This is a genomic window from Streptococcus sp. UBA3373, assembly GCF_002360305.1.
In the GTDB taxonomy this organism is placed as follows: domain Bacteria; phylum Bacillota; class Bacilli; order Lactobacillales; family Streptococcaceae; genus Streptococcus; species Streptococcus alactolyticus.
Genome location: NZ_DEQF01000024.1, coordinates 1 through 12,214, shown reverse-complemented (window position 1 = coordinate 12,214; position 12,214 = coordinate 1). Strand labels below are relative to the sequence as shown.

Annotated in this window: 7 protein-coding genes, 1 pseudogene and 1 riboswitch; of the genes and pseudogenes, 1 reads left to right on the top strand and 7 read right to left on the bottom strand. The window is 41.2% G+C overall.

What is annotated here, in order from left to right:
- Positions 1-126: 126 nt before the first annotated feature.
- From B3R79_RS03700 to B3R79_RS03675, 6 genes are all read right to left on the bottom strand, one after another.
- Positions 127-3,609, bottom strand: a complete 3,483-nt coding sequence (locus B3R79_RS03700) for a DUF1542 domain-containing protein (RefSeq protein ID WP_293693821.1) — start codon at positions 3,607-3,609, stop codon at positions 127-129.
- Between the two features lie 118 nt (positions 3,610-3,727).
- Positions 3,728-4,981: a hypothetical protein gene (locus B3R79_RS03695; protein WP_293693819.1), complete on the bottom strand. Its 1,254-nt coding sequence runs from the start codon at positions 4,979-4,981 to the stop codon at positions 3,728-3,730.
- Between the two features lie 90 nt (positions 4,982-5,071).
- Positions 5,072-5,530 (bottom strand): YSIRK-type signal peptide-containing protein, encoded by a 459-nt coding sequence (locus B3R79_RS03690; RefSeq protein WP_204984639.1) that lies wholly within the window; start codon positions 5,528-5,530, stop codon positions 5,072-5,074.
- Positions 5,531-6,203: 673 nt separating this feature from the next.
- On the bottom strand, positions 6,204-7,766 hold the full coding sequence (locus B3R79_RS03685; protein WP_293693817.1) for a DEAD/DEAH box helicase: 1,563 nt from the start codon (positions 7,764-7,766) through the stop codon (positions 6,204-6,206).
- A 211-nt stretch (positions 7,767-7,977) separates the two neighbouring features.
- Positions 7,978-9,522 carry a peptide chain release factor 3 gene (locus B3R79_RS03680; protein WP_154455103.1) on the bottom strand — a complete coding sequence of 515 codons (1,545 nt, stop codon included), beginning with the start codon at positions 9,520-9,522 and terminating at the stop codon, positions 7,978-7,980.
- Between the two features lie 138 nt (positions 9,523-9,660).
- Positions 9,661-11,031, bottom strand: coding sequence for a UDP-N-acetylmuramoyl-tripeptide--D-alanyl-D-alanine ligase (locus tag B3R79_RS03675; protein WP_168261302.1), 1,371 nt, complete (start codon positions 11,029-11,031; stop codon positions 9,661-9,663).
- A 105-nt stretch (positions 11,032-11,136) separates the two neighbouring features.
- Positions 11,137-11,227: riboswitch (THF riboswitch) on the top strand.
- A gap of 37 nt (positions 11,228-11,264) precedes the next feature.
- Between B3R79_RS03675 and B3R79_RS03670 the strand changes: the two genes are divergently transcribed.
- Complete coding sequence (locus B3R79_RS03670; protein ID WP_204984640.1) at positions 11,265-11,825, top strand: folate family ECF transporter S component; 561 nt, start codon at positions 11,265-11,267, stop codon at positions 11,823-11,825.
- Positions 11,826-11,902: 77 nt separating this feature from the next.
- Here B3R79_RS03670 and B3R79_RS03665 read toward each other — a convergent pair.
- Positions 11,903-12,214 (bottom strand): annotated as a pseudogene (locus B3R79_RS03665) (ATP-grasp domain-containing protein); the annotation flags it as partial.

Below are 12,214 nucleotides of genomic sequence, written 5' to 3'. Positions count from 1 at the left end.
CAGTTGACAATGAGCCGATTTTTTTACTTAAAAAAGAGAAGGTCAAAACTGACCTCCTCTAAAAAATCTAGTGTTGTGAAAGATATGATTAAGAGTTGTTTGCCAAAGTGAGTGTACTAGATTTTTTTATTCTTCATCTTCTCTTTTTCTTCTGCCAGCTAGTAGTCCGAATGCACCTAGGATCATGCTTGCACCAAGGGCAAGGAGATTTCTATCTTCGGCTTGAACAGTCTTAGGAAGAGTTGCTTGGCTTGAATCAACACCGTTACCTACGACAAGAGCGTTAGCTGTAAAAGGAGCTTGTGAAGATTGAGTACCTTTAGCATCAGCAGAGCTTGATGATGTTGCAGGAGCTTTTGGAGCTTCCATACCAGCATTATCTGAGTGATCTGCGTCTGAATCTGAAGGTGCCTCAGGAGTCACCATACCACCGTCACCAGAGTTATCTGAATCTGATGGTACTTCTGGTACCTCAGGAGCTACTGGTTCGTCTGATGGTGCTTGTTTTTGAGGGATAAGATCTTTAATCGCTTGTTTACCTGCTTCAGTGACAGCATCTACTTGAGCATTAGTAGTTGAAGCATCGATCGCATCCTTAGCAGCTTGGGCAGCTTTGTCAATTGCATCTTTAGCTGCTTGTTTTTCGTCATCTGATAGATAAGAATTATTATCTACTTCTGCTTTAGCATCTTGAGCAGCTTTGTCGATTTCAGCGTCAGCAGCGTCTTTCTTAGCTGATGCTGTTGGAATCAAGCTTTCAATTTCTTTCTTACCTGCATCAGTATCTGCGTCAACTTGAGCGTCTGTGCTGTCTTTATCGATAGCGTCTTTAGCAGTTTGAGCAGCTTTATCGATAGCTTCTTTAGCAGCTTGTTTTTCTTCATCTGTTAGACGAGAATCTGCGTCAACGGTATTCTTAGCATCTTCAGCGGCTTTGTCGATTTCTGCAGTAGCAGCTGGTTTCTTAGTTGATTCAGTTGGAATCTTGTTGATTTCATCGATACCAGCTTCTTTGTAGTAATCAACACCACCAATTGTAGATGTATTGTCAATAGCGTTGGTTGCTTTGTTCAATGCATCATCAACAGCTTGAATAGCTGCAGCTTTTTCTTCGTCTGTCATGTTGCCAGCGTTGATAGCTTCTTTCTTAGCATCTGCGGCATCTTGAAGAGCTTTCTTAGCGTCAGCTTTGTCTGTTGGGTTAAATGGAACATCTTTGATAGCTTGTTCACCAGCAGTTTCAGCGGCAGTGATACCAGCTTTATCTGTGGCAGCGTCAATGTTCTTACGAGCGTCAGCGGCAGCGTCTTGAACTTTTTGAATAGCTGCAGCTTTTTCTTCGTCTGTTGCTGTCTTATCAGCTACAATTTCAGCAATGCGGTCAGCAGCAGCTTGGTCGATCGCATCTTTAGCTTTTTCTTTCATGCTTTCTGGGTTGTAGTTGATAATATCTTGGATAGTGTTTTTTTGAACTTGAGCAATACCATCCAAGTCAGTTGCTTTGTCAAATGCTTCTTTACCAGCAGTTGCCATTTTCTCAACTTCAGCGATAGCTTCAGCTTTTTCTTCGTCTGTTAAATCAGTACGTTTGTTGATTGTTTCAATCTTAGCTGCAGCAGCTGCGTCGATAGCATTCTTAGCATTTTCAGGTGTTGTAGGAGTTTCTACGATTTCAGCGATGGCATTCATACCTTGTGTCTTAGCTGTATCAACGGCTGAGTTATCGTCAGAGTTGTCAATCTTAGATTTAGCTAATTCAGCGGCTTTTTGGATGGCATCTTTAGCAGCTTCTTTTTCTTTGTTTACGGCATCTCTAGCAGCTTGAAGTTCTTCTTCAGTTGCGTTTGGATAATTTTCCGCAGTAATAGTTGCTAATTTATCAGCTGCAATCTTTTCAATTGCTGAGATAGCATTTGCTTTCTTGTTGTTTTCAGGAGTAACTTTGTCGATTTCTGCTTTCGCGTCTGTCACTAATCCTGAAAGGGTATCAGCATCTGGATGTGCTCCATTAGCAAAGGCTGCTTCAACTTTTGCTTTTTCTGCTTCTGCAGTTGCCTTAACAGCAGCGATGTAAGCATCTTGCTCATCTTGTGTTGGCGTTTGGTCTGGGCTTAGACCTTTCAAGCTTTCTTGGTATTCTGCAATTTTTTGTGCAGCGTAATCATCGATAGCTTTTTCTGCATCTTGTTTAGCAGTTGGGTTTACTTCAACAGCAAGGATAGCTTCTACACCGTTAGCACGAGCAGTATCAACACCAGCATTTGTAGTAGCTGCATCAATAGCTGCCAAAGTATTGGCTTTTTCTTCGTCCAATTTAGCAAGTGCAGCCTCGATTTCTTCTTGCGTTGCGTTTGGTGTGTTTTGAAGTTCTTTTTGTTTACTTGCGTAAACTTCTTCAATGACTTGTTTAGCAGCTGCTTTACGTTCAGGTGTTAAATAGTCATCGTTAAGTGAAGTATCAACAATTTTCTTCAAATCAGCATTTTCAGAGCTTGTTTCAGGTACTGATGATGGTGCAGCATTGATAAGTTTTTCAGCAGCTTCGTTGTACTCAGCGTCCAATAATTTCAATGCAGCCGCTTTTTCTTCATCAGTTGCTTCAGTGTTAGCGTTTATTTTATCAGCAATGTCTTGTTTCTTCGCTTCAAGTTGTGCTTGATAGTTGATCAATTGGATCTTAGCATTAGCTTCTGCTTTAAGTTCTTCAACTTTTGCGATGGTTTGTGCACCACCAGTTTCGACACTTAAATCATCACCTTCAGCAGCTTCGATGTCTTTAGCCAATTGGTCAACGACAGCTTGGATAGCGTCTTTGTATTTGGTTTGACTTGCTTCAGGTAATTTCTCACCTAGGTAACCACTGCCTATGCTATTTTGCAAGAGTTCCGCATCAGCTTTGACTTCATCAAGAGCATCTTTCTTCGCTTGGTTAAGGTTTGTCCAACCGTTCAATTGGTCGTAAGAACCTGTCTTAGCGTCATTAGTGATGTTGGTTACACCTGTATCAACAGCTGTTTGACGAGAAGTTTTATCGTTGAGGATTGTTTGTGCTTCTTCGATAGATTTGTCATAAGCAGCTTTCTCCGCATCATCAGCTTCTGTATAAAGTGGTGATTGGCGAATTGTTTCAGCGTTATCAACAAGTTCTTGCAGTTTACTTACGTCAACAACTTCAGCTTCTACTGAAACATCAACTGTTCTTGTTGTTCCGTCTGGGAAAGTGTAAGTCGCAGTGATGACACCAGTTGCGTATGTGTTGGCTGCATCTGTGCTTAGAGCTGTTTTCCAAGCATAAGTCACTGTTGCTGAACTGTCTTCAAGAGCAGCTTTGATTTTATCGTTAATCATGTCTGCTGCCTCTGGAACAGTACCACCCACACGGAAGACGTTGTCTATCTTAGCGGTTGCTTTTGGATAAACAGTCAAAGTACCCGGGTCAAGTTTAGCCGTGATAGTTTCTCTATCCTTAGTCTTATCAGCAACTGTAGCTACTTTTTCAGTATAAATCGAATAAATATTGATAAATTGTGACACGTGGTTTGTATAGTAACTCAATTGCCCTTTAAGGTAGTAGATGTTTTCCTTATCGATTGTATCTGAAGTTTCCACTTCAAACTTGTAGTCTTTTTCATAAGCGTAATCAGTATCAGGGGTATAACCAGAGATAGCATACCAACCGTTATAATTTGTTTGGGTTGCAGCTCCAACCTCTTCAACTCGGCTTGGGTTACCCCCCTACGGTTTCTGTAATCGAAACTGATGTATTATTTTTACTGGCTAATGACGTTGAACTAGAGCTGCCATCTGTTGTTGGTTTTAAGGTGATTCCTGTCATACCTTCGCTATTAACCGTATAGGTTACATTAGCTTTCAACTGTCCATCATTTTCGATACCGATGTTATCAAAGACTACCGTATCACCAGCGATAGCATACTTGTTTGTCTCAGCACTGTTATAATCAGAAGTAATAGCTGAACCAACCCAATCTTTGGCACTGACAAGAGCTAGACCATAGGTATCGACACTATTATAAGACGTGTTAAATGCACTACTTTTACCTGGGGTAATCTTAACACGGATCTTATTAACAGTCGTTGGGACATTCACCATTACACTATACTTACCGTCTAGGAAATCAAATTTATACCCATCTGTTTTGGTGAAGAAAACTGTCTCTGTTTCTTTACCATCTTTATCAAGAGCAACAATAGTCACTCCAAATTGTGATGTTTCTGAAGTTTGATAAGTAGTTCCACTGCCAGCTAAAGTAGCAATTGTTTTAAAGACAAATTCACCACCAGGAGCGACTGTGATATCTTGGTAAACCCCTTCATAACCATCAACCAGCTGATTATTTTTGCCTGATTGGTATTTACCAAGGATGATGTAATTTTGATCTTTCTCAGGACGTACAATACTGTTGTCTTTATCTCCCCAGAAGTTCGTTCCGACTTGAACATAGTTGCCGATTGGTTTCCAACCAAAGTTTTGATCTGATTCGGCAGCTGCTTTATTATAAGTATTGATAACCCCTCCATCATGCCATAGAGAGCCACTTATTGTTTGAGAACTGTGTTCACCAGTTGTTGGAGTAGCAAGCTGGATGTCTGTACCATTGACAAAGTCAGAGACCGCTTGGTTAGATTCGTAGGTCACGCTTGGACGGAAGGTGTTGACGTTGTTGACTGGTGTACCACCTTGGACATTAGCAAAGAAGCGGTCGCCTGATTCGCTAACGCTTCCGCCTGAGCCTAAGCGTTGATAGTCTTTGTTAAGGGTAAGTGCCTTGCTTTGTTCAAAAGTCAATGATGCCAAAATGGTGTTTGAAAGGTCCATTTTAGCTAATTGTGACGTTGTCAACACTTTGATTTCATCAGGTGTTAGGTCTGTGATTTTTGGTGTTGTTTCTTGACTTGTTTCACTAGCAGGCATTGCGACTGTAGTTGTCAGCTCTGGAGTTGTCTCAACAGTTGGTGTCACTTCTTTTTCAGTTGTTTCTGTTGCAGAAGTTATTGTGGCTGTTGTTGGAGCTACTTCTTCTGCTTTGTCTTCTGAAGTTTCTGTTTTGCTTTAAGCTGTGCTTTCTTGGTTTTCTGTTTTGTTTTCCTCAACAGAAGGTGCTGTTTCAGCTTCTTTGCTTTCTTCGACGGAAGGCGCTGTGCTTTCTTCTGTTACATCGCTAGAAGCTTCGGTTTTGCTTTCTTCAACAGATGGTGTTGTTTCTTCTGTTGTGTCAGCAGATGCGACAACTGAGCTTTCCGTTGTTTCTGTTGCAGTAGAGCTGCTTGTGCCTTCTGGAGTAACTTCTTCTGTTTTGCTTTCCGTTGCACTTACTTCAGTAGCTGGTGTTGTGATTGACTCTTTTGTCCCTTCTTGCGCTTTTGTAGGAGCATCCTCGTCAGCTGTCTGAGTAACAACTACTTTGATGTCGTTAGAAGCACTAGGTTCGTCGGCTGCTACTTGCCCACCACCTAATACAAGTGCTGCACCTAGCAAGACGCTAGCAGCACCAAAATGGTACTTTCTAATTGAAAAACGTTGACGTGATTTGTATCAATTAAAACTTGATTTGGATTGCTTAGGTTTATTCATTGTAACCTCCATAATATTAAAACTGTTTCTTTTCTTTTTCTTGATACAAAGAAATCGTTGTATCATTTTTATACAATTAAACATAAATAATTATATATTTTACTCCTATGCAACACATCTCTACAAGGTAGCACCTCCTTTAAATATTACAAAAGCAATGTTTTTGCAAATTCATATTTTTAAAATTATCAGAATTTTTTATAAACAAAAATAAGTTAATTATGATTAAAATTGATGTTTAATTCTCATTTTATATCTTTTACTTTACTTAAAACGTAAAAAAATCAACTTTTTTTCTTAACCCATGCAGTGTTTTTCTTCTATTTTTCAGAATTTTTTATTTATTTTAATGTAAAGAGACAAAAACAAGAACTAAAAAACAACCAAAAATATCTTCTAACTTATTCTAAAATACATTATAAATCTTAAACATTAGATTTATCAAACAAAAGAACTCAGAGTTTTTTGCAGTAACTTTACAAGAATTTTACAAATAGTTTATGTGAAACTTTCTGAAAAAATATTCACTAACATCTATCTTTTTCTGCTATTTTTTACACAAAAAAGGACTTCGTTTCATGAAACAAAGTCTTTTTTGATAAAATTTTGGTCAACGTTCCCCTTTATTGCGAATAACAAAGCCTGCTTTTTTCTCACTTGATGTGCGATGAGGACGTTTGTTGTCTTTGCTTTGGAAGTCACGCTTATTTTTAGAAGAGGTGCGTTTGAATTCGTAGTGGTTGTCGCGGTTATCACGGCGTCTGTCAGAGCGGTTACCACGACGATTGTCGCGACCACGTCCACCTTTGCGGTCATTGTTGTGAGCACCTGATGGTTTGAATGGCAATGGTTTTTCACGCGCAATTTCAATTTTTGGCAAGCTTTCAGGGTCTTTCACAGTCAAGCTAAGAATATAAAGCGCCAATTCTTCAGGGGTGAATTCAGCTGCTAGCTTGATAGCGTCGCCTTTGAATTTGTCAAAGCTTGCACGAACGGTTTCATCTGCAAAATCACGCTCGATTTTCTTAAGAGCCACTTTTTTCTTAGCTTTGAAAGCTTCTTCTGCTGTCGCTGGTTTCAAGCCTTTCATGCGTTTCTTGGTTAATTTTTCGATGATTGACAAGTAACCCATTTCATTTGGTGCCACAAATGTGACAGATTGACCGTGTTTACCAGCACGACCTGTACGACCGATACGGTGAACGTAGCTTTCAGGGTCTTGCGGAATATCATAGTTGTAAACGTGGGTCACACCTGAGATGTCAAGCCCACGCGCCGCAACATCTGTCGCTACCAAGATGTCGATGTTATCATTTTTAAAATCACGAAGGACACGGAGGCGTTTGCCTTGGTCAAGGTCACCGTGAATGCCTTCGGCACGATAGCCACGCAATTTCAAGCCACGGGTTAATTCGTCCACGCGGCGTTTGGTACGGCCAAAGACGATGGCTAATTCTGGGCGTTCCACGTCGATTAAACGTGTCATGGTGTCAAATTTTTCTTGTTCTTTAACACGGATATAGTATTGGTCCACCAAGTTAGTGGTTAATTCTTTGGCTGCCACGCGTACATGTTCTGGGTCATACATGAATTTGACACCGATGCGTTTGATGGCTTCTGGCATGGTTGCTGAGAAGAGGAGGGTTTGACGGTTCTCAGGCACACGGCTGATAATCGCTTCAATATCTTCAAGGAAGCCCATGTTGAGCATTTCGTCTGCTTCATCAAGGATAAGGGTTTCCACGTGGTCTAATTTCAAGGCTTTGCGTTTAATCAAGTCAAGCAAGCGTCCTGGTGTTCCGACAACGATGTGGGCACCTGAGCGAAGGGCTTTAATTTGTTTTTCAATGCTTGAGCCACCGTAAACAGAGCGAACTTTGACCCCTTTTTCACGACCAAAACGGAATAATTCTTCTTGTCCTTGGACGGCTAATTCACGCGTTGGGGCAATAACGAGGGCTTGAACAACGTGGCGACTGGTGTCGATTTTGTCTAGTGTTGGCAAGCCAAAAGCTGCTGTTTTTCCGGTACCTGTTTGGGCTTGTCCAATAACATCCTTGCCTTCTAAGGCTAAAGGAATGGTTAATTCTTGGATTGGTGATGGTTCTTCAAAACCTGCTTTTTCCACCGCTTTAAGAATGTTTTCTGATAAATGAAGTTCTGTAAATTTCAAAATGTTCTCTTTTCTAAAAGGCAGTGCGAAGCTGCCTTATTAAACTTTACTGTCGTTATCTAACAACTCATCTAGTGTACCATATTCCTAATCAAAAAGATAGAAAACATGGTCATTCCCATCATAATTTTACTTTTCTCACTTTTTGAAGATTTATAAGGGCATAAAAAGAAGAGAAAAGCGTCTGTGTCAGCCTTTCTCTTTGGTTTTATTACATTTTTTCTTCGAGGTCAACGTCTGGGTATTTATCCGCAAACCAACGCAAAGCAAAGTCGTTTTCAAAAAGGAAAACGGGTTGGTCAAAGCGGTCTTTTGCCAAGATGTTGCGGCTTGATGACATGCGTTCATCAAGGTCTTCTGGTTTAATCCAGCGGACAGTCTTTTTACCCATTGAGGTCATGACCACTTCGGCATTGTATTCATTCTCCATGCGGTGTTTGAAAACTTCAAACTGCAACTGACCAACGGCACCAAGCATGTACTCGCCTGTTTGGTAGTTTTTGTACAGCTGGATAGCCCCTTCTTGCACCAATTGTTCAATCCCTTTATGGAAGGATTTTTGTTTCATGACATTTTTGGCAGCCACTTTCATGAACAATTCAGGGGTGAAGGTTGGGAGGGGTTCAAATTCAAATTTGTTTTTACCGACAGTTAGGGTATCACCGACTTGGTAAGTTCCTGTATCGTAAACCCCGATAATATCACCGGCAACAGCATTTTCAACATTTTCACGTGATTCGGCCATGAACTGTGTGACGTTTGAGAGTTTCACTGATTTTTTCGTACGGGCTAGATTGACACTCATGCCGCGTTCAAATTCACCTGAAACGATGCGGACAAAGGCGATGCGGTCACGGTGGCGTGGGTCCATGTTGGCTTGGATTTTAAAGACAAACCCTGAAAAATCTTTGTCGTAAGGGTCGATGACCGTGCCATCTGTGGTCTTGTGGCCGTGTGGTTCTGGAGCGAATTTCAAGAAGGTATCTAGGAAGGTTTGCACCCCAAAGTTCGTCAAGGCAGAACCAAAGAATACAGGCGTCAAGTCACCTGACAAGATAGCTTCTTCAGAAAATTCATTTCCTGCTTCTTCTAGCAATTCAACGTCTTCTAAAACTTGTTGGTAGAAGGGGTTGTTGGCAAAGAGTTTGTCACCGTCTGCTAGGTCTGCAAAACGCTCGTCACCTTTGTAGAGTTCTAAGCGTTGGTTGTACAAATCATAAAGCCCTTCAAAAGATTTTCCCATACCAATTGGCCAGTTCATTGGGTAGCTGGCAATGCCAAGCACTTCTTCCAATTCTTCTAGCAAATCAAGGGGTTCACGTCCATCACGGTCCAATTTGTTGATGAAGGTGAAAACAGGGATATTGCGGTGTTTGACAACTTCAAATAATTTTTTGGTTTGTGCTTCGATACCTTTGGCTGAGTCAACCACCATTACCGCAGCATCTACCGCCATCAAGGTACGGTAGGTGTCTTCTGAAAAGTCCTCGTGCCCTGGGGTGTCTAGGATATTCACGCGTTTGTCTGCATAATCAAATTGCATTACTGATGAAGTTACTGAAATCCCACGTTGTTTTTCAATATCCATCCAGTCTGATTTGGCGAAATTTCCTGTTTTTTTCCCTTTGACAGTACCCGCCTCGCGAATCTCACCACCAAAGTAAAGCAATTGTTCTGTAATCGTCGTTTTACCAGCATCTGGGTGACTGATGATGGCAAAGGTACGGCGTTTTTTAATATCGTCTTGAATTGTCATTGTCTTTCCTTATTCGTTTTTTAGTCACTTGTCATTCATTGAAGACCACGCTCATTACAAAAATAGAGCTATGAAACCCATAACTCTATTATTATAACGAAAATTAAAGCCTAATTCAACAACTCTTCCTCAGCTTTGTCACACTTCGTTTTCCAAAGCTTCCACGACTTTAGCCAAATGCATGGAATTGCTGCCTTTCAAAAGCACTTGATCTGCTGGCTGCAAGACTTTTTGAAGGGTTTCTAGCATGAGGTCAAATTGGTCCTCATCTGCTGTTTTCTTGAAATAATACACTTTCCCGATTGGGAACATTTGGCTGGCTAATTGGGCAAGCTCGGCAATGTCTTCACCGTAGAAAATAAGGGTGTCTAATTGGTCAGGTGATAGGCTCATAATCATCTGTTTATGAAGGTCCACAGATTGTTCGCCAAGTTCTTTCATATCTGCTAGCACAGCGATTTTTTTCCCACCTTCATTGGCAGGGATTTTGGTAAAGGTTTCTAAAATCAAACGCATGGCTGTTGGGTTGGCATTGTAAACATCTGAAAGAATATCGGCACCGTTGGCAGCTTTTTTCCACTCTGTGCGGTTGCGAGTCAATTCGATGTTTTCAAGGGCTTCAACGATATCATCGTCAGCAATGGCCAATAATTTCCCAACGTAAGCGGCTACCATGGCATTTGTGGCATTGTATTTTCCAGGCACTGGCAAGGTGATGGGACGGTTAACCACATTAGTGGTAAAGGTCAGCGAGTGCTTGCTTTCTTGCAGGTCTTTGACAAAAATTTCTGCACCATCGCCAAATCGCATCACCATTTGGCGTGTTGGCAAATATGGGTCGATAATCGGGTCTGCTGGTGCAATCAAAATCCCATCAGAATCCATGCCATCAACGATTTGCATTTTACCTTTGGCAATTTGGTCACGGCTACCGAAAAATTCAAGGTGGGCTTCACCAATCAAGGTAACCACGCCAATGTGAGGTTTAGCCAATTGAGATAGGAGGTGAATGTCGCCCATGTGGTCTTGACCCATCTCAAGCACGATTTTTTCCGTGTCATCAGGCATGTGCAAGACAGTGTAAGGCAAGCCAATTTCATTGTTGTAATTGCCTTGTGTCTTGTAGGTTTTGTATTCGGTTGACAAAACCGCTGCAATCATGTCTTTTGTGGTTGTTTTTCCGTTTGAGCCTGTCACGGCAATCACGTCAACACGTTGTTTTTCAAGGTAGTATTGGGCTAGGCGTTGGAAGGCCTCCAAACAATCGTCCACCAAAAGATAGGGGTGGTGGCTCAATTCGCGTTCTGAAAAGGTTGCAACGGCACCATTTTCAAAAGCCGTTTCAATAAAATCATGCCCATCACGTGCACCCTTCAAAGGCAAAAACAAGTCCCCTTTTTGAATCTTGCGACTATCAAATTCGATTTGGTGCAGGGGAACGTCATCAAACTCTGAGATCGTATTTTTAGCGCCAACAACTTTGGCCACTTCATGCAATGTTAATTTCATTTTGAATCCTTCATAAAAAATCTATTATTAACCTTTTCATTATATCATAAAATCCCCCTTCTTGTTGGATTTTTATGGTACAATTGTAGTTGCAAAGTTTTTTTGCACAGAGTAAATGGTTCGCGTTAAGTGTGTGTGAATGGGATGTTGTCACACAACGAAGCAATTTGCGCGGTGAGCCATTGCATCCGCTGTTAATGTTAACAGCTCTACTTTTGATTAAAGGAGCCAAAATGCATTCTATTTTTAAAACACCCCCATTAACCCCTAAACGACTAGTTAGCTTGGCGATGCTTATTGCCCTTGCTTTCATCGTTAGTAAGTTCTCTATTCCGATTATCCCACAACAATTGGTGATTAGTTTGACCTTTATTGTCAACACGATTATCGGAATGATCGCAGGTCCTTTTTGGGCATTTATCAGTCTAGGTATTCTCGATGTGGTGGATAACTTATCGAGCGGTGCTGGTAATTTCATCATTTGGTGGACCTTGATGGAAGCCGTTCAAGGCTTTCTCTACGGTTATTTCTTTTATGAAAAGCCTCTAAGTTGGTCAAGTAAAAAAGACTGGCTTCATGTGACGCTAGCGACTGTCGTGATTATGTTAATCGGGACCTTTATTTTCACCCCACTCCTCATTCAGATTTACTTTGGTGTTCCTTTCTGGGCGCAGTACTTGTCAGGGCGTTGGTTGAAAATCTTTGAAATACCACTACGTATTATCATTACCATGTTAGTGATTCCACGTTTGCAGACGATTCCAGAATTGCGCAAACTCGCCAACTTACCTTAATAAACAACCTCAGAGAGTTATCCCATCTCTGAGGTTATTTTGTGCATAAAAAAACACCTCGAGGGTGCTTTTTCGTCTTAAATCAAATGGCTTTCGCGTTTGTCAAACATTTCTTTAGCGAGTTCTACCAATTGCTCAATCAAATCAGAGTATGGAAGTCCCATGTTTTCCCAAAGCAGTGGGTACATTGACCATTGGGTGAAACCTGGCATGGTGTTTAGTTCGTTGAGGTAAACGTGGCCGTCTTCTGTTAAGAAGAAATCACAACGTGACAAACCGCAGCCACCGATAGCACGAAAAGCTGTTGTTGCATAGCCACGCATTTCTTCCATAATGTCGCTATCAATGTGAGCTGGAATATCCATGGTAATTTTGTTATCGATGTATTT